19 protein-coding genes, 1 pseudogene and 1 other annotated feature are annotated in these 20,540 nt (G+C 51.6%); of the genes and pseudogenes, 9 read left to right on the forward strand and 11 right to left on the reverse strand.

The window, feature by feature from the left end:
- Positions 1-53: 53 nt before the first annotated feature.
- Both NNN64_RS07035 and NNN64_RS07040 read right to left on the reverse strand, forming a co-directional pair.
- Entirely contained in the window at positions 54-797 is a 744-nt protein-coding gene (locus tag NNN64_RS07035; RefSeq protein WP_040233207.1) for a YciC family protein, read from the reverse strand.
- 28 nt (positions 798-825) lie between these two features.
- Positions 826-912 (reverse strand): annotated as a pseudogene (locus NNN64_RS07040) (YkgJ family cysteine cluster protein); the annotation flags it as partial.
- A 281-nt stretch (positions 913-1,193) separates the two neighbouring features.
- On the opposite strand from NNN64_RS07040, the gene ompW reads away from it, so the two are divergent.
- From ompW to NNN64_RS07055, 3 genes are all read left to right on the forward strand, one after another.
- On the forward strand, positions 1,194-1,832 hold the full coding sequence (ompW, locus tag NNN64_RS07045) for an outer membrane protein OmpW (protein WP_040233206.1): 639 nt from the start codon (positions 1,194-1,196) through the stop codon (positions 1,830-1,832).
- A 129-nt stretch (positions 1,833-1,961) separates the two neighbouring features.
- Positions 1,962-2,237 (forward strand): hypothetical protein, encoded by a 276-nt coding sequence (locus NNN64_RS07050; RefSeq protein WP_271440931.1) that lies wholly within the window; start codon positions 1,962-1,964, stop codon positions 2,235-2,237.
- A 191-nt stretch (positions 2,238-2,428) separates the two neighbouring features.
- On the forward strand, positions 2,429-3,901 hold the full coding sequence (locus tag NNN64_RS07055; RefSeq protein ID WP_271440932.1) for a GGDEF domain-containing protein: 1,473 nt from the start codon (positions 2,429-2,431) through the stop codon (positions 3,899-3,901).
- A gap of 32 nt (positions 3,902-3,933) precedes the next feature.
- Here the strand turns inward: NNN64_RS07055 and trpA are convergent, their stop codons facing one another.
- The 6 genes from trpA to trpL all read right to left on the reverse strand — a co-directional run bounded on the left by trpA (position 3,934) and on the right by trpL (position 10,602).
- Positions 3,934-4,740: a tryptophan synthase subunit alpha gene (gene trpA, locus NNN64_RS07060; RefSeq protein ID WP_040233200.1), complete on the reverse strand. Its 807-nt coding sequence runs from the start codon at positions 4,738-4,740 to the stop codon at positions 3,934-3,936.
- The gene (trpB, locus tag NNN64_RS07065) at positions 4,740-5,933 is read right to left on the reverse strand and encodes a tryptophan synthase subunit beta (RefSeq protein WP_202038508.1); all 1,194 of its coding nucleotides are present in this window, start codon (positions 5,931-5,933) and stop codon (positions 4,740-4,742) included. The genes trpA and trpB overlap by 1 nt, the downstream gene beginning before the upstream one ends.
- A gap of 10 nt (positions 5,934-5,943) precedes the next feature.
- The gene (gene trpCF, locus NNN64_RS07070; RefSeq protein ID WP_271440941.1) at positions 5,944-7,302 is read right to left on the reverse strand and encodes a bifunctional indole-3-glycerol-phosphate synthase TrpC/phosphoribosylanthranilate isomerase TrpF; all 1,359 of its coding nucleotides are present in this window, start codon (positions 7,300-7,302) and stop codon (positions 5,944-5,946) included.
- Between the two features lie 3 nt (positions 7,303-7,305).
- A complete protein-coding gene (gene trpD / locus NNN64_RS07075; protein ID WP_202038509.1) occupies positions 7,306-8,901 on the reverse strand; it encodes a bifunctional anthranilate synthase glutamate amidotransferase component TrpG/anthranilate phosphoribosyltransferase TrpD in 1,596 nt (531 codons plus the stop codon).
- On the reverse strand, positions 8,901-10,463 hold the full coding sequence (locus NNN64_RS07080) for an anthranilate synthase component 1 (RefSeq protein WP_271440933.1): 1,563 nt from the start codon (positions 10,461-10,463) through the stop codon (positions 8,901-8,903). The genes trpD and NNN64_RS07080 overlap by 1 nt, the downstream gene beginning before the upstream one ends.
- A 23-nt stretch (positions 10,464-10,486) precedes the next feature.
- Positions 10,487-10,581: a sequence feature (Trp leader region), on the reverse strand.
- A complete protein-coding gene (gene trpL, locus NNN64_RS07085) occupies positions 10,558-10,602 on the reverse strand; it encodes a trp operon leader peptide (protein ID WP_212734703.1) in 45 nt (14 codons plus the stop codon). (Overlaps the previous feature by 24 nt.)
- A gap of 135 nt (positions 10,603-10,737) precedes the next feature.
- On the opposite strand from trpL, the gene rnm reads away from it, so the two are divergent.
- The 3 genes from rnm to rluB all read left to right on the forward strand — a co-directional run bounded on the left by rnm (position 10,738) and on the right by rluB (position 13,209).
- Positions 10,738-11,616 (forward strand): RNase RNM, encoded by an 879-nt coding sequence (gene rnm, locus NNN64_RS07090; RefSeq protein ID WP_271440934.1) that lies wholly within the window; start codon positions 10,738-10,740, stop codon positions 11,614-11,616.
- Entirely contained in the window at positions 11,613-12,233 is a 621-nt protein-coding gene (locus NNN64_RS07095) for an L-threonylcarbamoyladenylate synthase (RefSeq protein ID WP_003833336.1), read from the forward strand. The genes rnm and NNN64_RS07095 overlap by 4 nt, the downstream gene beginning before the upstream one ends.
- A 100-nt stretch (positions 12,234-12,333) precedes the next feature.
- Positions 12,334-13,209, forward strand: a complete 876-nt coding sequence (gene rluB, locus NNN64_RS07100; protein WP_271440935.1) for a 23S rRNA pseudouridine(2605) synthase RluB — start codon at positions 12,334-12,336, stop codon at positions 13,207-13,209.
- Positions 13,210-13,292: 83 nt separating this feature from the next.
- On the opposite strand, the gene cobO is transcribed toward rluB, so the two are convergent.
- Together cobO and NNN64_RS07110 are read right to left on the reverse strand one after the other, a co-directional pair.
- Positions 13,293-13,883, reverse strand: a complete 591-nt coding sequence (cobO, locus tag NNN64_RS07105) for a cob(I)yrinic acid a,c-diamide adenosyltransferase (RefSeq protein WP_271440936.1) — start codon at positions 13,881-13,883, stop codon at positions 13,293-13,295.
- Positions 13,880-14,641 (reverse strand): YciK family oxidoreductase, encoded by a 762-nt coding sequence (locus NNN64_RS07110; protein ID WP_271440937.1) that lies wholly within the window; start codon positions 14,639-14,641, stop codon positions 13,880-13,882. The genes cobO and NNN64_RS07110 overlap by 4 nt, the downstream gene beginning before the upstream one ends.
- 221 nt (positions 14,642-14,862) lie before the next feature.
- Here NNN64_RS07110 and sohB point away from each other — a divergent pair, with 221 nt between their 5' ends.
- Positions 14,863-15,909 (forward strand): protease SohB, encoded by a 1,047-nt coding sequence (gene sohB / locus NNN64_RS07115; RefSeq protein WP_271440938.1) that lies wholly within the window; start codon positions 14,863-14,865, stop codon positions 15,907-15,909.
- A 108-nt stretch (positions 15,910-16,017) separates the two neighbouring features.
- Here the strand turns inward: sohB and NNN64_RS07120 are convergent, their stop codons facing one another.
- Positions 16,018-16,269 carry a YciN family protein gene (locus tag NNN64_RS07120; RefSeq protein ID WP_003020616.1) on the reverse strand — a complete coding sequence of 84 codons (252 nt, stop codon included), beginning with the start codon at positions 16,267-16,269 and terminating at the stop codon, positions 16,018-16,020.
- A gap of 398 nt (positions 16,270-16,667) precedes the next feature.
- On the opposite strand from NNN64_RS07120, the gene topA reads away from it, so the two are divergent.
- Complete coding sequence (gene topA / locus NNN64_RS07125; RefSeq protein WP_271440939.1) at positions 16,668-19,265, forward strand: type I DNA topoisomerase; 2,598 nt, start codon at positions 16,668-16,670, stop codon at positions 19,263-19,265.
- A 208-nt stretch (positions 19,266-19,473) separates the two neighbouring features.
- Positions 19,474-20,448 (forward strand): HTH-type transcriptional regulator CysB, encoded by a 975-nt coding sequence (gene cysB, locus NNN64_RS07130; protein ID WP_271440940.1) that lies wholly within the window; start codon positions 19,474-19,476, stop codon positions 20,446-20,448.
- Positions 20,449-20,540 lie beyond the last annotated feature (92 nt).

Raw genomic sequence — 20,540 nt, forward strand, 5'->3', positions numbered from 1 at the left:
TCGAGTCCGTAATCAAAAAGTATTGGGTAACACACCCGGCATGCGTTCAGGGTTTATTGACGAATCAGCATATACAGGCGGAACAAATAGATCAGCAGCACAGCAGAGATCATATTGCTCAGCGTATTCGCCAATACCGCGCCTACGTTTGGCGTTAGTACTGCAAAACTTGGCGCAAAAAGCAACAGCAGCGTTTTTGCCAGTAACCAACCGATTACTGCCGGCGCTACCAGTCGCATATTAGACCACGCCAGACGCATACTGTTGCGCATAGCGGCAAAGACGCCCATTTTATCCTGCACGACCATCACTGGCGCGAGGGCCAGCAAGATAGCCAGCAGAATACCTGGCACGACAACCAGCATAATACCGACCTGTACCAGCAGGGTAGTCAGAAAAATCAGAATAAACAATTTAGGTAATACCGGCGCGCTGGCGCCAATGGCGCGTAATGCGCTAACCCGATGACCCGCCGAAATCAGTTGAATCATCAGGATGATGCCTCCTGCAAGGATGGCATTACCAATCAGCCCTGAAAACGTCGATGCTGCAGAAGCGCGTAGCAAAATTTGCTGCTGCTCCGGCGTCATATTCTGTACCAGGTCGAACAAGCCCACACTGCTGGTTAGCTGATCCCCTTCGCTCAGTTGCGCGATTTGCGCGTCGCTGGGAGAAAAGGCATGCCCTAGCACCACTGTGATAAACGCGCACAATAACGATACCAGCAAGATGGTAATGAATTGATTACGGAAAAAGTTTCCCGTGTCACGGTAAACGGATTTCGCCGTGATAGACATGCACTCTCCTTGAGTTTTGCAGGTGTTCATTTGCGCGCAATTGTACCCTGGATAACTCTACAGTGGCAGCATCGTACGATGTATGGAAAGGCATATCTTTGTAAAGCTCCGGTAATTTTTGGCCAGGACTTCAGCATCTTGAAACATCATTGTGTGTTCTCTGTACATCACGTTCAAATAACAAACGCTTCCTGTTGGAGCTAAAGGTACTTGCATAGTGAAAATATATCAAAATTGATCTGAATTAATTTAACCAGGATTTTGAATGCAAGTTCTAACTTAATCTGGATCAATAAATGTTAAATTATCAAACTCAATGTGATCCAGGTTAGATCACTTATTACTCCATTGTGGGTATATTCGTTCCGCTTTTATAACCATAACGATGGAGCGGACATGAAAAAATTAACAGTTGCAGCATTGGCTTTAACAACTCTTCTCTCTGGGAACGCATTTGCGCATGAGGCCGGAGAGTTCTTTATTCGTGCAGGTTCGGCTACCGTCAGACCGACGGAAGGCGCGGGTGGTACGCTGGGAAGCCTGGGTGGCTTTGATGTCAGCAACAATACGCAGTTGGGCCTGACATTCACGTATATGGCAACCGACAATATTGGCGTTGAGTTACTGGCAGCCACGCCGTTCCGCCATAAGATCGGCACCGGGGCAACCGGTGATATTGCCACCGTTCATCATTTACCGCCGACATTAATGGCGCAGTGGTACTTTGGCGACTCCAGCAGCAAACTGCGTCCTTACGTTGGCGTAGGTGTGAACTACACGACTTTCTTCGATGAAGGTTTTAACAACAACGGGAAAGAAGCGGGTTTATCCGATCTGAGCCTGAAAGACTCCTGGGGTGCGGCAGGACAAGTCGGTATGGACTATCTGATCAACCGCGACTGGCTGATTAACATGTCGGTCTGGTACATGGATATCGACACCACCGCGAGCTATAAAATGGGTGGCGTCCAGCAGCGCGACAGCGTACGCCTTGATCCGTGGGTGTTTATGTTCTCCGCGGGTTATCGTTTTTAAGTCAGCGATTCCAGTCTGAAAGGCTGGTCGTTTAGCGGCCAGCTTTTCTCCTCTCTTTTTCCCTTCCCGACTTTCTCCCCTTTGATGTAATGCTACTCTTTAAGCAAACTGGCTTTGAGGGTATTGACGATGATATTGCCCCGTCAGCTGCTACAACAAAAAATTTCCCTTATGGAAGCATCCATAGACGATGATACGAAAGAGTTTGCCGTGTATGCTGCGCGCGAATTATTGAATTACATGAGCAGGGTGGAAGCCCTGGAAAAGGTCATCGCCACACAAATCACACTACCTTATTGCAGCGCCAGTCCGGTTTGTGAAATCGAAGCGGGGTATGCCGCAGGTGTGAGCGACTGTCGGGAGGCGATTCGGCGTGCCGGCTATCCGATAGCCGGGGATGACTAGTTTGCATTTTTGTTAACAAAAATGTTCTTTTGTTGTATAAATCTGTAACTTAGGTACACGGGAGAGACCTTATTTTCATCCATTATCAGGGCCGCAGGACGATCACTATTATTTTTAATACTCAGCGCTGTTATGCAACAACATAAACGGGTAACCGGTTTGGCATTACCGTTAACTATCAGGGTGGACTCGTGAAGATTGTGCAAGATAAGCTCAGGAACAGGCAGGCACTGCTGGTATCGGGGCTGATTACGCTGATATTTACCTCGTTGTTTCTGTTTATCATCTACGAACAGCGTATGGCCACGGCCAGTGAAGGGATTAACCGCCTGCAAGCGCGTATGCTGGATATCTTTAACGATAATGAACTCATCGCCGATGCGATTGGTGAGCGCTACCATCACATTAAAAATGACGATCAATGTGATAATGCAGCGCAGTTTGTTCCGCGAAATGCGGGTGAATGGGGGATTAATGCCGACCCAAAGCGGGTGCATTCGGCAACAGGGACGATTATCGCCCGACAAGCTAACCTTAAAGCTATATGTATGTATACGGCAGCGGAGTTTATTCGCGGCATGGTTAATGAGTTAAATCCTGGCAGTTTTGATGCGCATCGTTACATCATTGCCAAGAATGCGGATTATTTTTACTGGTTTATGCCTTCTGATTCGCGCAATTTTACGTTCTCTGATTCTGAAATGGCGCAGGACATTACCGGATTTTTCTATCCGCCAGTCGATTTTTATACCCGTTTGCTGCAAAAAAACATCAAGAATAAAGCGCTCAGTTCAACGAATTTTTATACCGATAAAATTACCGGTGAAAAAGCCTACAGCGTGGTGAGCTATATCTATGACCTTTCCGGGAAAGAGATATCGGATCAAATCGTCGCCTATCTGGTCTATGACCATTCAAAGCCGGAGTTGCAGGAGGCGTTGGCAAATGCTTTTGACTATCAAATGCCACCAGGCCTAAATGTGGCTCTGGTGAATTTATCCAATAATGAGCGCCTCTGTTTATCTGGCAAATGTACGGGGAAAACGCGCATTATGGTGCGGAAGTTGTCAGAAAAATATGCGCTGTACTACTCAATAGCATTAGGCCGGTTTATGGTGCGCGATACGCACGCCGGAATTGTGATACTGCTGGCACCATTCTTCTTTATTATGATCAGTTTCTCGCTGAAGTCGTGGCTGAATCAAAGCGACCTCAAAGTCTATATTGATTCGCTGACTGGCTGCTTTAATCGGCGAATTCTCGACATTATTAAGCGTCGGGACTTATCACATTGTTCTGTGGTGCTGCTGGATTGCAATAAGTTTAAGGCAGTCAACGACACCTGGGGGCATGCCGCAGGCGATCGCGCGCTGCAAACTATTGCCAACAGAATGTTGTCAAACACTCGTACCAGCCACGATCTCGTGATTCGTACCGGTGGGGATGAATTTATGATCCTGCTGTTTCGCTCCCAGACAAGTGATGCTATCGCGATTGCGCAGCGTATCAGTGGCCAGGTCAACAATCACGTCTTTGTGGTGGATGGCCACACCGTACCGCTGTCAGTGTCATGGGGCGTTGCTGAGGTGAAGGGCGAACTGGATGTGGCCATCCAGAGTGCGGATAACGCCATGTACAAAATGAAGCAGGCGAAAGACGGGTAAAACCGCCAGAAGTCTCTGGCGGTTATTTCAGCTTACTGATGGGTCGCGGCTTTCATTGCACTGACAAAGGCTTTCAGCTCAGCCAGCATTTGCTCTGGTGCTGCAACATTCTTCTCAATGATTTTGACAATCGCCGATCCAGAAATAGCCCCCGCAGCACCTGCTTCAATGGCGCCTGTCACCTGTTCCGGTGCAGAGATACCAAAGCCCTGTAATGAAGGCGGGGCATTAAATTCTTTTAGCTTCTCGACCAGATGATGTAACGGTAACGCTGCACGATTTTCGGCACCTGTAACACCTGCGCGTGACAATAGATAGGTATAACCGCGGCCATGAGCGGCAATCTGGCGCAGCAGTTCTTCATCAGCGTTAGGCGGGCAAATGAAAATTGGTGCGACATTATGGCGTAATGCCGCCGTTCTGAATGGCGCAGATTCTTCAACCGGCACATCGGCGACTAATACCGAATCTACACCGACCTTCTCGCACTGTGCGTAAAATTCGTCAATACCTTTACTGAACACCAGGTTGGCATACATCAGTAAACCAATCGGAATGGTTGGGTGTTTTTGCCGAATCAGTGCCAACATTTCAAAGCATTGTGACGGTGTGACGCCTGCCGCGAACGCACGTAAGGTCGCTTCCTGAATGGTTGGACCGTCGGCCAGCGGATCGGAGAACGGAATACCCAGCTCAAGCGCATCGGCACCCGCTTCGATCAGCGTATCAATGATTTTCAGTGACTGTTCAACAGAAGGATCGCCCAGGGTTACGAAGGGGACAAAAGCGCCTTCTTTGCGGTCCTTCAGTTGTGCAAACAGGTTTTCATAACGTTCCATCAGATTTCCCCTCGCGCTTTCAGAATATCGTGTACGGTGAAAATGTCTTTGTCGCCGCGACCAGAGAGGTTGACCACCAGTAATTGCTCTTTCTCCGGGTTTTCCCGCATCATTTTCAACGCATGTGCCAGGGCGTGGGAAGACTCCAGCGCCGGGATAATCCCCTCATGCAGACACAGTGTTTTGAAGGCTTCAAGCGCTTCATCATCAGTAATCGAAACATAGTCAGCGCGTCCGATACTGTTCAGATAAGCGTGTTGTGGCCCGACTGACGGGAAGTCCAGCCCCGCAGAAATGGAGTAGGACTCTTCGATTTGCCCTTCAGTGGTCTGCATCATTGGCGACTTCATGCCGAAGTAAATCCCGACACGACCATGTTTCAGCGGTGCGCCGTGCTCGCCGGATTCGATCCCGTGACCACCAGGCTCAACGCCAATCAGACCAACGCTGGTTTCATTTATAAAATCGGCGAACATGCCGATCGCGTTTGAGCCGCCGCCGACACAGGCGATCACGGCATCCGGCAGACGGCCTTCTTTTTCCAGAATCTGCGCTTTTGTTTCTTCACCAATCATGCGCTGGAACTCGCGTACGATAGTCGGGAAAGGATGCGGGCCTGCCGCCGTACCCAGCATATAGTGCGCGGTATCGTAACTGCCAGACCAGTCGCGCAACGCCTCGTTACAGGCATCTTTCAACGTGGCAGAGCCGCTGTGTACCGGAATAACTTCAGCACCCATCAGACGCATACGGAAAACGTTCGGAGACTGACGCTCGACGTCTTTCGCACCCATATAAATGCGGCACTTTAAGCCCAGCAGGGCGCTGGCAAGGGCAGACGCCACACCGTGCTGACCCGCACCTGTTTCTGCGATGATTTCTGTTTTCCCCATGCGCTTCGCCAGTAACGCTTGTCCCAGAACCTGGTTCGTTTTGTGCGCGCCGCCGTGCAGCAGATCCTCACGCTTGAGATACAGCGTAGTCCTGGTGCCGTTAGTGATGTTCTGGCATTTGGTCAACGCGGTAGGGCGCCCGGCATAGTTTTTCAGCAGGTCGGTAAACTGGGCCTGAAACTCAGGGTCTTTTTGTGCACTGACGAACGCTTCTTCCAGTTGGCGCAGTGCAGGCATCAGAATCTGTGGCACATACATACCGCCAAATTCACCAAAATACGGATTGAGTAATGTTGTCATGTCCTTTTCCTTAATATGCGCGCAGCGTCTGAAAGACTGAAGCCAGAAGACGTGCATCTTTGATGCCCGGCTGTGACTCTACGCCAGAATTAAAATCGAGCCCGGCACAGCCGGTTTTAGCCGCGTCGACGCAGTTATCTGCACCGAGTCCGCCAGCCAGTAAAACGTTATCCAGCGATTGTCCGCCCAGTAGCGACCAGTCAAAGCGCTTACCGCTGCCACCCTGGCCGTTATCAAAAACGTATTTATCAATATGTTGATAGCGACGAGCAGGCAGTGATTCGCCAACACTCAGTGCCTTCCAAATTTGCACCTGTGCGGGCAGCACCTTGCGCAGAGCATCGACATAGGCCTGATCTTCGCTTCCATGTAGTTGTACGGCGGCCAGCGACAGTGAGGTGACTTTTTCGTGGACGTCAGCGATCTCGGCGTTACGGAACACGCCGACGTACTGTAACGGCGCACCCGTCATAACGTCTCGTGCCTGTTCAACACTGACAGCGCGCGGTGAGGTTGGGACAAAAATTACGCCGCCATAAATGGCCCCAGATTCGTACGCTGCTTTTGCATCCTGTGCACGGGTCAGTCCGCAGACTTTATTTTCGCCAAGCAAAACACGACGCACGGCGGTATGCAGGTCATCATGGGACATCAGCGCCGAGCCTATCAGAAAGCCGTTGGCAAAATGGCTGAGTTCGCGAACCTGGCCATAGGTGTTGATCCCGGATTCACTGATGACGGTGACACCATGGCCCAGACGAGGTGCAAGCAGGCGGGTACGATTGAGGTCAATCGACAGGTCACGTAAATCACGGTTGTTAATGCCGACGACTTTTGCACCCAGCGCAATGGCGCGCTCCAACTCTTCTTCATTGCTGACCTCAGTCAGCACGCCCATTTTCAAACTGTGGGCGACGGCAGCGAGTTGACGATACTGTTCATCATCTAAAACCGACAACATCAGCAGGCAGGCGTCGGCCTGGTAGAAACGTGCCAGATAAATCTGGTAAGGATCGATAATAAAGTCTTTACACAGAATCGGCTGTGGTGCGATGCGACTGACGATGGGCAGGAAATCAAAGCTACCCTGAAAATATTTCTCGTCCGTCAGCACGGAAATTGCGGACGCGTAATGTTTGTACACTCCCGCAATCTGTGCCGGGTCGAAGTCATCACGGATCACGCCTTTTGACGGAGAGGCTTTTTTACACTCCAGAATAAAAGCGGTTCGTGTCCCTTGCAGCGCATCGTAGAAATCACGCGTGCTGGGTTGAACATCATTTTGAAAGCTGGCCAGCGGTTGTTGCTGTTTGCGGGCTTCTACCCAAATCGCCTTGTCAGCGACAATTTTCGCTAAAACGGTTTGCATCATTTACCCTCTTGCGGCCAGTGCAGTGACACGGTCGTAAGCCGCACCGCTGCGCAGCACATTAATCACGGTTTGCGCGTTGGCTTTTAAGTCTTCTTTACCGTGCAGGCGCATTAACATGGCGACATTCGCGGCAACAGCAGCCTCATGAGCGGCCTCACCTTTACCTTGTAACAAGCGACTCAGAATGTCACGGTTTTCTTCCGGCGTGCCGCCAGCCAACTGTTCCTGATGATATGGCGTCAGGCCAAAGTCTTCCGCCGTTAGCTGGTAGCTCTTAATTTCACCATCATGCAGTTCTGCCACTATGGTCGGCGCATGCAGTGAAACTTCATCCATTCCGCCGCTATGTACCACGGCTGCCCGTTGATATCCCAGCACGCGCAGTGTTTCGGCAATCGGCAACACCAGTTCCGGGCTGTAAACGCCGATCAGCGCCAGCGGTGGATGCGCCGGATTTATCAATGGCCCAAGCACATTAAACAACGTGCGGGTTTTCAACTGCTGGCGTACCGGCATCGCATGGCGAAAACCCGTGTGGTATTTCGGTGCAAACAGGAAACACACGCCCAGGTCATCGAGCGCCTGACGGGATTTATCGGCGTTCATATCCAGATTGATACCAAATGCTGCCAGCAGATCCGAAGAGCCTGATTTACTGGAGACGCTGCGGTTGCCGTGTTTGGCCACTTTTAATCCACAGGCCGCCGCGACAAACGCGCTGGCGGTGGAAATATTGATACTGTTACTGCCGTCACCGCCGGTTCCGACAATGTCGGCAAACAGATAATCCGGGCGCGGGAACGGGGCGGCATTTTCCAGTAATGCTGTTGCCGCACCGGCAATTTCATTCGGGTGTTCGCCACGAATTTTCATACTGACCAGCGCTGCAGCCAACTGTTCCGGTTTCAGTTCACCACGGACGACAGCAGAGAACAGCTGGTGGCTTTCCTGTTGTGATAGCGTCTGAGCCTGGTACAGTTTTTCCAGGATCGGTTGCAGCGTATTGGTTTGTTCGAGCTTCTGTTGCGCCCAGGCCAGCGTTTGCTCCAGCAGACGCGCACCCTGAGTGGTCAGAATCGATTCCGGATGGAACTGGAAGCCGCATACGCGGTCGGTATCGTGACGAACTGCCATGACCATACCGTTAAAATGCGCGTTAATGGTCAATCCGGCCGGTACGTTGCTGCCAACCAGCGAGTGATAGCGCGCCACCGGCAGCGGGTTTGCCAGACCGGCGAACATCGCCTGCCCATCGTGTTCAATGCTGGAGGCTTTGCCGTGCAGGATTTCCCCCGCCTGACCGACATATCCACCATAGGCTTCAACAATCGCCTGATGCCCCAGACAAATACCGATAATGGGCAGTTTGCCGCGCAGGCGGGTTAACAGCTCTGGCATGCAGCCCGCTTCACTGGGTGCGCCAGGCCCTGGAGAAAGCATCAGCACAGGGTTTTTCATCGTCGCTAAACGGTCAATTAACGTCTGAGCCGGAATATGGTTACGGTAAATCACTACGTTGTGACCATTAGTGCGCAGCTGATCTGCCAGGTTGTAGGTAAATGAGTCGATATTATCGAGCAGCAGAATGTCAGCCATTAGAAATTCTCCTGTGCATGGTGCGCGGTGGCGATAGCACGCAAAACGGCACGCGCTTTATTACGGGTTTCATCGGCTTCAGACTGCGGAACAGAATCCAGAACAATCCCGGCACCGGCCTGCACGGTGGCGATACCGTCTTCCACCAGGGCTGAACGGATCACAATGCAGGTATCCAGGTCGCCATGGGCGGTAAAGTAACCGACCGCGCCGCCATAGCTGCCCCGACGGCGACCTTCGGCCTCGGCGATCAATTGCATCGCGCGGACTTTTGGCGCACCACTCAGCGTGCCCATGTTCATACAGGCGCGGTAAGCATGAAGCACATCCAAATCGCTACGCAGTTCGCCCACCACACGGGATACCAGGTGCATCACGAAAGAGTAACGGTCGACTTTGGTCAGGTCGGCAACATAGCGGCTACCTGGGGTACAGATACGTGCGAGATCGTTACGAGCCAGGTCTACCAGCATCAGGTGTTCGGAAAGTTCTTTATGGTCGGTACGCATTTCCAGCTCGATACGACTGTCGAGATCGCGATCCAGCGAGCCATCCGCACGGCGACCACGCGGGCGGGTCCCGGCGATCGGGTAAATTTCAATCTGACGGCTGGTGGCATCGTATTTCAACGAGCTCTCCGGCGATGCGCCAAACAGGGTGAAATCATTGTCCTGCATGAAAAACATGTACGGGCTGGGGTTGCTTTTCTTCAGCACATAGTAGGCTGCCAGCGGCGACGGGCAGGGCAGCGAGAAGCGACGAGATGGAACCACCTGGAAAATCTCACCTGCGCGAATCGCTTTTTGCAGGCCACGCACTACTGCACCGAACTCTTCATCGCTCTGATTGCATTCGCATTGCATCTGCGGGATTTCAGTGACGGGCAGCGGCGGTGCGGGTTCGGTGAGCTGTTGGCTCAACTGTGCCAGGCGGGCGTTCAGTCGCTGTTTTTCCTCGTCATTTGGCGTAAAGATGCTGGCCTGAATGCGGGTGCTTTTTTTCTGGTGGTCGATAACCATCAGTGTTTCTGCCAGATAGAAGCAGTAGTCCGGGCAACGGTTGCCCGCTTCAAGCTGGGGTAAATCTTCAAATCCGGCAACCAGGTCGTAGGAAAACAGACCGCCGAAGAACATGGCTTCACGTTCTTGCGCCGGAACATGGACCAGCTCCTGCAACAAACGGAACGCGTCAAATACAGAAAGTGAGCATAAACGGGCGTCTTCATCGAGCAGCGGGCTTACGCTGGGGAAGGTCAACTGACGAACGTTCGGCTGCTTATCGTTTTCAACGCCCGCGGGCAGGGCGGCGTCCAGCAGAGGAAGCAGTGACGCGCCATTTGCCGACAATGCCTGAATAGTGACAGTGTCACCCAGGGCGGTAATACGCAACGCGCTGTCTACCAGCAGCAGGCTCTTGAGATCGTCCTTACTGTCGATATCGGCGGATTCCAGCAACAACGTTGCCGGTCGTGCGCCACACACCTGATGAAACAGCGCCGTTGGGTTCTCACGGTAGGCGGCATCGCAGGCGAGCAGTTCAAGTGTTGGTTTTTGTGTTTGCATCGTTCTTCTCATTAATTTTGTTCAAAAAAAAGCCCGCTCATGTGGCGGGCCGGGTATCTGGTTGCATAGTGCAGACGTAAGACACTGCCCGAAATCAGGAAGTGCGCCACCAACCGTGCAGAACAAAACGTGCTTTCATCTCAGATACCTTCTTCATGTGAACTTGCGTACTAGTTAACTAGTTCAATGGGGTAAAGTCAACACCTGATTTCAGTTAATTTGTCGAAACCGCTATGATGATCGTGATACGACATTTATTGAAACGGGAGACGCCTTGAGCGACACGAATTACGCAGTGATTTATGACCTGCACAGCCATACGACAGCCTCCGATGGGCGATTGACGCCAGAGGCCTTAGTACATCGTGCGGTAGAGATGCGAGTCGGTACACTGGCGATCACCGATCATGACACCACGGCAGGTATTGCGGCGGCAAGAGAAGAAATTTCACGTTCGGGGCTAGCGCTAAATCTAATCTCGGGTGTAGAAATTTCAACGGTCTGGGAAAACCATGAGATCCATATTGTGGGTCTGAATATTGATACCGCACATCCTATGATGCATGCGTTTTTGGCACAGCAAACGGAACGCCGCCAGCAGCGCGCGCGCCTGATTGCAGAACGGCTGGACAAAGCGCATATTCCGGGAGCGTGGGAAGGGGCTTTGCGTTTGGCCGACGGCGGGGCCGTCACGCGGGGCCATTTTGCGCGTTTTCTGGTGGAATGCGGAAAAGCCACAACCATGGCGGATGTCTTTAAAAAATATCTTGCCCGTGGGAAAACCGGTTACGTTCCGCCACAGTGGTGTACAATAGAACAAGCTATTGATGTCATTCATCATTCTGGCGGTAAGGCAGTTCTGGCTCATCCTGGGCGGTACGATCTTAGCGCTAAGTGGCTGAAAAGACTGGTTGCACATTTTGCTGAACATCACGGTGACGCGATGGAAGTGGCACAGTGCCAGCAGTCTCCCAATGAACGCACCCATCTGGCGACGCTTGCGCGCCAGCATCAGTTGTGGGCATCGCAAGGGTCTGATTTTCACCAGCCGTGTCCATGGATTGAACTGGGGCGCAAACTTTGGTTGCCTGCCGGCGTCGAAGGCGTGTGGCAGCTTTGGGAACAGCCCGAGATCACAGAGAGGAAAGTATGAGCCAGTTTTTTTATATTCATCCCGAAAACCCACAGCAGCGGTTGATCAATCAGGCCGTTGAAATTGTGCGTAAAGGTGGGGTGATTGTCTATCCAACCGATTCCGGCTATGCGTTGGGATGCAAAATTGAAGATAAAGGCGCGATGGAGCGTATTTGTCGTATCCGTCATCTGCCGGACGGCCACAACTTTACGCTGATGTGCCGCGATTTGTCGGAGCTGTCTACCTATTCATTTGTCGACAACGTGGCCTTTCGTTTAATTAAAAACAATACGCCAGGCAACTATACTTTTATCCTGAAAGGGACGAAAGAAGTTCCACGCCGACTGCTGCAGGAAAAGCGTAAGACTATTGGCCTGCGAGTTCCGTCGAATCCCATTGCGCTGGCGTTGCTCGAAGCTTTGGGTGAGCCAATGCTTTCTACTTCACTGATGCTTCCGGGCAGCGAGTTTACCGAGTCCGATCCCGAAGAGATCAAAGATCGTCTGGAGAAGTTGGTCGATCTGATCATTCACGGTGGTTACCTTGGTCAACAACCGACGACGGTCATCGATTTAACCGATGATTCCCCGGTGGTATTGCGCGAAGGCGTTGGTGACGTTAAACCTTTCTTATAAAGGCGCGAACCGCTATACTACGCGGCCTTAAAATGGCGCTGACTGGTGCCGTTGATTCTCCTGTTCGACGCCTGTGAAGGCGACACCTAAAGGAAGCTCTATGAGCGAAAAGTTACAAAAAGTGCTGGCGCGTGCTGGCCACGGTTCTCGCCGTGAAATTGAATCCATTATTGCAGCAGGTCGTGTGAGCGTTGATGGCAAAATTGCCACGCTTGGCGATCGCGTTGAAGTGACGCCGGGTCTGAAAATCCGTATCGACGGCCATCTGATTTCGGTGAAAGAATCTGCAGAACAAATCTGCCGCGTTCTGGCCTATTACAAGCCGGAAGGTGAACTGTGTACCCGTAACGACCCGGAAGGTCGTCCAACCGTTTTTGACCGCTTGCCAAAGCTGCGCGACGCGCGCTGGATTGCCGTAGGTCGTCTGGACGTCAATACCTGTGGTCTGCTGCTGTTTACTACAGATGGTGAATTGGCGAACCGTCTGATGCACCCGAGCCGTGAAGTTGAACGCGAGTACGCGGTGCGTGTGTTCGGTCAGGTTGATGAAGCTAAACTGCGTGATCTGAGCCGTGGCGTACAGCTGGAAGATGGTCCGGCTGCGTTTAAAACCATCAAGTTCAGCGGTGGTGAAGGGATTAACCAGTGGTATAACGTCACGCTGACTGAAGGCCGCAATCGCGAGGTTCGTCGTCTGTGGGAAGCGGTAGGCGTGCAGGTAAGTCGTCTTATCCGTGTACGTTATGGCGATATTCCATTGCCGAAAGGTCTGCCGCGTGGCGGCTGGACGGAGCTTGATCTTGCACAGACCAACTATCTGCGTGAACTGGTGGAATTGAAACCGGAAACCACGTCTAAAGTCGCTGTCGAGAAAGACCGTCGTCGCATGAAAGCGAATCAGATCCGCCGTGCGGTGAAGCGTCACTCTCAGGTTGGCAGCAGCCGTCGCCCGGGTGGACGCAACAACAACGGTTAATCATGAACAGGCCTGATAAGCAAAGCGCCATCAGGCGTTAGCGTGGAGCCGGATGCGGCGCAAGCGCCTTATCCGGCCTGCTATTAGTAATCAATCCCCATTTGGGCTTTAATGCCCGCTTCAAAAGCATGCTTGACCGGACGCAACTCGCTGACCGTGTCGGCTAACTCCAGAATATCGCGATGGCATCCACGACCCGTAATAATGACCGTCTGCTGGGCCGGGCGCGCGTTTAAGGCGTTGATCACCTCTTCAAGCGGGAGGTAGTCGTAGGCCACCATATACGTCAGTTCATCCAGCACAACCATATCCAGCTCAGGATCGGCCAGCATTCGTTTACCGTGTTCCCATACGGCCAGACAGGCAGCGGTGTCAGCTTCACGATTCTGTGTTTCCCAGGTAAACCCGGTCGCCATCACCTGAAACTCTACACCATGAGGTTCGAGCAGGTTTCTTTCGCCGTTTGGCCATGTACCTTTAATGAACTGCACTACACCGACTTTTTTACCGTGGCCCACTGCGCGAGTTGCTGTGCCGAACGCAGCGGTAGTTTTACCCTTACCATTACCGGTAAAAACGATGACAATTCCGCGCTCGTCCCTGGCGGCCGCAACACGCGCGTCAACCCGGTCTTTTACGCGCTGTTGGCGCTGCTGATAGCGTTCTTCACTCATTGGGCAATTCCTGGTTTACGGCCCGGTTGGGCATCAAAAGTCATACCGGTTTTACGGCGGCTGTCATCGCCCATCAGCCACAGGTACAGCGGCATAATGTCGGCGGGGGTTTTAAGTTTTTGCGGATCTTCCGTCGGGAATGCGCTGGCACGCATGCCGGTACGCGTGCCGCCTGGATTAATGCAATTTACGCGCAAATGGCGATTCTGGTATTCGTCTGCCAGGACCTGCATCATCCCTTCGGTTGCAAACTTAGAGGTGGCATACGCTCCCCAGTTAGCCCGTCCCTGACGACCGACGCTTGAGGAGGTAAAAACCAGCGATCCTGAATCTGATTTGAGTAACAGCGGCAGCAATGCCTGAGTCAACATAAACGTCGCGTTGACATTGACCTGCATAACATCCTGCCATACCTGCGGATTTTGTTCGCTCATCGGGCAAATATCGCCCAGCAGCCCGGCGTTATGCAACACCCCATCCAGACGCGGATAATGTGCGGCGAGGCGTTGCGCCAACTGGTGACACTCTTCAGCGGTACAGGTCAGCAGATCCAGTGTAAACCATTGTGGTTGTGTTCCGTTTTCATCGGCGACGGTGCGGGCAACCTGACGCAATTTTTCTTCATTACGTCCAAGCAGGATAACGGTCGCACCGTAGCGTGCATAGGTAAGCACGGCTTCACGTCCGATGCCATCACTGGCACCGGTGACCAGAATAATGCGATCCTGTAACAGGTCTTGTTTAGGTTGGTAATGCACGGCTACTCCTCGGCGACGCTTTGGCCATCTCGTTCGCGATAACTTTTCGGCTTTATGCCTTAAACACTGGTGTTTTTCAATCAGCCAAAGGTAATAACACCGCAAAATGAACACTTTGTCATGCTTTTTGCCGATTCAGCATCGGATGGATGAAGCAAGACGGGTTTACACGCCTGTTGTACACTGAGCGAAAGTAGCGTTGTTTAACCAAGGTGGGTCTCGTGGAATTGTTGTCTGAATATGGGCTGTTTTTGGCAAAAATTGTCACTGTTGTGGTGGCTATTGCGGTGATTGTCATGCTGATTGTAAACGCGACACAACGTAAGCGTCAGCGTGGTGAGCTTCGCGTTATTAATCTTAGCGATCAATATAAAGAGATGAAGGAAGATCTGTCGATGGCCTTGCTGGATAGTCATCAGCAGAAGTTATGGCATAAAGCGCAGAAAAAGAAGCATAAGCTAGAGGCCAAAACTGCCAAAGCCAAAGCAAAACTGGGGGACAGTGCGTCATCAGATAAACCTCGTGTCTGGGTACTCGATTTTAAGGGCAGTATGGATGCCCACGAGGTCAGCGCATTGCGGGAAGAGGTCACGGCGGTACTGGCGGTGGTGAAACCGCAGGATCAGGTGGTTGTGCGTCTGGAAAGCCCCGGTGGTGTGGTACATGGTTATGGGCTGGCTGCCTCGCAGTTGCAGCGCCTACGCGATAAAGCGATTCCCTTGACGGTAACGGTGGATAAAGTCGCAGCGAGCGGTGGATATATGATGGCCTGTGTAGCGGATAAAATTGTCTCAGCGCCGTTTGCCATTGTGGGCTCGATTGGCGTGGTGGCGCAGATCCCGAACTTCAACCGTTTCCTGAAAGGCAAGGATATTGATATCGAGCTGCACACGGCTGGACAGTACAAACGTACGCTGACACTGCTTGGTGAAAATACGGAAGAAGGGCGACAGAAATTCCGTGAAGATTTGAATGAAACCCATCATCTGTTTAAAGATTTTGTGCAACGTATGCGTCCAACTCTGGACATCGAACAGGTTGCTACAGGTGAACACTGGTTTGGGCAACAGGCGCTGGCAAACGGGTTGGTCGATGAGATCAATACCAGTGATGAAGTGATTCTCGGGTTGATGGATGGCCGTGAAGTGCTGAGCATCCGCTATATGCAGCGCAAAAAGCTGATGGACCGTTTCACTGGTAGCGCGGCAGAAAGTGCAGACCGCTTACTTATGCGCTGGTGGCAGCGGGGACAGAAGCCCCTGATGTAAAATTGCAATTGCCGGATGGCGATGCTCACGCATCTAATCCGGCCTACAGGTTCGTAACATCGTAGGCCGGATAAAGCAGCGCCGCCATCCGGCAAATCATTTCTCGCGTTAATCGATCAAGTGGTACTTTTCAGAAAGCACATGCGCCAGGTGTTTAAACATATTAAACACCGCAGTGCTTTTGGGCGTCGGTAGCCCTTGCTCGTCTAAAAAGTAATCTCCGCTGAAAACCAGCACGCCGTTTCGCTGCGTTACGCCGGTGGCGACAATCCCCGCCAGCGTGTCCTCATGCTCACGAATGATTTTGTTGGCTTCAATCAGCAGTGTTTCGCGATCGATGGGTTGAGTGTCTTTATGCATTATTTACTCCTTAAACAAGGACATTAGTCTACGCCGAGCCCAGCTTATGGGCAAATATTCCCTGACTTAAATGAAGGCTATAGGATGGGATTGCAACTGGCGAGATTTGTTTTTGCATGCTAATAAAGTTGCGTAACGCATTTTATCAGGTACAGTGTGACGCTTTCGTCAATCTGGCAACAGATTTGCTTGACATTCGACCAATACTCCGTCGCGCCAAAGCGTTTGTGTGCGAAAAAGCCTGTTAACTCAGTTACATGAGAGTTACATTACAAGCGCAAATCAGTTTAAGGGGTTGATATCCGCCGACGCAGAGACCATATCGATGTCTCGTCGCCAGTGGAAGGTGAATCAACGTGCGACGCATTCTGGAAGAATCAAATTAGGTAAAGGTGAATATGGGTAAAGCTCTTGTCATCGTTGAGTCCCCGGCAAAAGCCAAAACGATCAACAAGTATCTGGGTAATGACTACGTGGTGAAATCCAGCGTCGGTCATATCCGTGATTTGCCGACCAGTGGCTCAGCAACTAAAAAGAGCGCCGACTCAACCTCCACCAAAACGGCTAAAAAGCCCAAAAAGGATGAACGTGGCGCTCTCGTCAACCGCATGGGCGTTGACCCGTGGCACAACTGGGATGCGCGCTATGAAGTGCTGCCTGGTAAAGAAAAAGTTGTCTCTGAACTGAAACAACTGGCTGAAAAAGCCGATCACATCTATCTCGCAACCGACCTTGACCGCGAAGGGGAAGCCATTGCCTGGCACCTGCGGGAAGTTATCGGTGGCGACGACACCCGCTACAGTCGCGTGGTGTTTAACGAAATTACTAAGAACGCTATTCGTCAGGCGTTTGAAAAACCGGGCGAGCTGAACATCGACCGCGTAAATGCACAACAGGCTCGTCGCTTTATGGACCGCGTTGTCGGCTATATGGTGTCGCCGCTGCTGTGGAAAAAAATTGCCCGTGGCCTGTCTGCAGGTCGTGTACAGTCGGTTGCCGTGCGTCTGGTTGTTGAGCGCGAGCGTGAAATTAAAGCATTCGTCCCCGAAGAGTTCTGGGAAATTGATGCCAATACCACGACGCCAGCCGGTGATGCATTGCCGCTGGAGGTGACTCATCAGAACGATAAACCGTTCCGTCCGGTAAATCGCGAGCAAACACTCGCGGCAGTAAGCCTGCTGGAAAAAGCACGTTATAGCGTTCTGGAACGCGAAGATAAGCCAACCAGCAGCAAGCCGGGCGCCCCCTTCATCACGTCCACGTTACAGCAGGCTGCCAGCACGCGTCTGGGCTTTGGCGTGAAGAAAACCATGATGATGGCGCAGCGCTTGTATGAAGCGGGTTATATCACCTATATGCGTACTGACTCCACCAACCTGAGTCAGGATGCTGTGGCGATGGTCCGTGATTACATTAGCGATAATTTTGGCAAAAAGTATCTGCCAGAAAGCGCAAACCAGTACGCCAGCAAAGAGAATTCGCAGGAAGCGCACGAAGCTATTCGTCCTTCTGATGTCGCTGTTCAGGCGGAATCTCTGAAAGATATGGAAGCCGATGCTCAAAAACTGTATCAACTGATTTGGCGCCAATTTGTTGCCTGTCAGATGACGCCAGCAAAATACGATTCCACTACGTTAACCGTGGGCGCGGGTGATTTCCGCCTGAAAGCACGTGGCCGTATTCTGCGTTTCGATGGCTGGACAAAAGTGATGCCTGCACTGCGTAAGGGTGATGAAGATCGCATCTTACCGGCGGTGGATAAAGGCGATGTACTGACACTTGTCGAGCTGACACCCGCTCAGCACTTTACCAAGCCACCAGCGCGCTTCAGTGAAGCCTCGTTGGTTAAAGAACTTGAAAAACGGGGTATTGGTCGTCCATCAACGTATGCCTCGATCATCTCTACAATTCAGGATCGCGGTTACGTTCGCGTTGAGAACCGTCGCTTCTACGCTGAAAAAATGGGTGAAATTGTCACCGATCGTCTGGAAGAAAACTTCCGCGAATTGATGAACTACGATTTCACCGCGCAGATGGAAGACAGCCTTGACCAGGTGGCGAACCACGAAGCTGAGTGGAAAGGTGTGCTCGACAACTTCTTCAGTGATTTTACTCAGCAGTTGGATAAAGCCGAGAAAGATCCCGAAGAAGGCGGCATGCGTCCGAACCAGATGGTACTGACCAGCATTGATTGTCCGACATGTGGGCGCAAGATGGGTATCCGTACCGCCAGCACCGGTGTCTTCCTTGGGTGTTCCGGCTATGCGCTTTCACCGAAAGAGCGTTGCAAAACCACGATTAACCTGGTGCCGGAGAATGAAGTCCTGAACGTACTGGAAGGGGATGACGCTGAGACTAACGCCTTGCGCGCAAAGCGTCGCTGCCAGAAGTGTGGTACGGCGATGGACAGCTATCTGATCGATCCAAAACGTAAGCTGCATGTCTGTGGTAACAACCCGACCTGTGATGGTTACGAAATCGAAGAGGGCGAGTTCCGTATTAAGGGTTATGACGGTCCTATCGTTGAGTGCGAGAAATGTGGTTCTGAAATGCACCTGAAAATGGGGCGTTTCGGTAAATACATGGCATGTACTAACGACGAGTGTAAAAACACCCGTAAGATCCTGCGTAACGGTGAAGTGGCTCCGCCGAAAGAAGATCCTGTTCCGTTGCCGGAACTGCCGTGTGAAAAATCGGACGCGTATTTCGTGTTGCGTGACGGTGCAGCAGGTATTTTCCTGGCCGCTAACACCTTCCCGAAATCACGTGAAACCCGTGCACCGTTAGTGGAAGAGTTGTATCGCTTCCGCGATCGTCTGCCGGAAAAACTGCGTTACCTGGCCGATGCGCCGCAGACGGACCCCGATGGTAATAAGTCGATGGTTCGCTTTAGCCGTAAAACTAAGCAGCAATATGTCGCTGCGGAAAAAGACGGTAAAGCAACCGGGTGGTCTGCATTTTTCGTTGACGGTAAATGGGTAGAAGGTAAGAAATAACAGCGTTCTGGCTGAATTTCTCCTCAAAGGGTCGCGTAAGCGACCCTTTTTGTTTGCGACGTATTATTTTTTGTCATACCTATACAGCGTACATATAAATGATATAGTGGTTATAGTTGACAGGCTTTTTATTATTAAATCGTATTAGCAGCGCGTGTGAGTCTGCTTTTAAACGATGTTCTGATGGCACAATTCTGGATGGCTTAACATGAAATTACAGCAACTTCGCTATATCGTTGAGGTGGTAAACCACAACCTTAATGTCTCCTCAACGGCCGAAGGACTCTATACCTCCCAGCCTGGGATCAGTAAGCAAGTTCGTATGCTGGAAGATGAGCTTGGCATCCAGATTTTTGCCCGTAGCGGTAAGCACCTGACGCAGGTGACTCCTGCAGGGCAGGAAGTTATTCGTATTGCCCGCGAAGTCTTGTCAAAAGTGGATGCCATTAAGTCGGTTGCTGGTGAACATACCTGGCCCGACAAAGGTTCGTTATATATTGCTACCACACACACGCAGGCGCGTTACGCGCTGCCCAACGTGATTAAAGGTTTTATTGAGCGTTATCCTCGCGTTTCGTTGCATATGCATCAGGGATCGCCGACGCAAATTGCCGAGGCTGTTTCGAAGGGGAATGCTGATTTTGCCATCGCGACGGAAGCACTGCATCTGTACGATGATCTGGTGATGCTGCCATGCTATCACTGGAACCGTTCGATTGTTGTTACGCCAGACCATCCGTTGGCGGACAAAGCCTCCGTATCCATTGAAGAGCTGGCGCAATATCCGCTGGTGACGTACACCTTTGGTTTTACAGGGCGCTCAGAACTGGATACCGCGTTTAATCGCGCGGGTCTTGAGCCGCGTATTGTTTTTACGGCAACCGATGCTGATGTGATAAAAACCTATGTCCGACTGGGGCTGGGCGTGGGCGTGATTGCCAGCATGGCAGTGGATCCTCTCTCTGATCCGGATCTGGTGCGTGTTGATGCTCATGATATTTTCAGTCACAGCACCACGAAAATTGGTTTTCGTCGCAGCACATTTTTACGCAGCTACATGTATGATTTCATTCAGCGTTTCGCACCGCATCTGACACGCGATGTGGTGGATACGGCGGTGGCGTTGCGTTCCAACGATGACATTGAAGCTATGTTCAAAGATATTAAATTGCCAGAGAAATAATAACGGAAGCTGCCTCGCTGGTATCCTCGTTCTCCAGCCATACCAGCGGGGCGGTTGAATGTATTTATGATTTTCTTTTTGTCTATTATCCC

The organism is Citrobacter sp. Igbk 14, assembly GCF_028069825.1.
In the GTDB taxonomy this organism is placed as follows: domain Bacteria; phylum Pseudomonadota; class Gammaproteobacteria; order Enterobacterales; family Enterobacteriaceae; genus Citrobacter.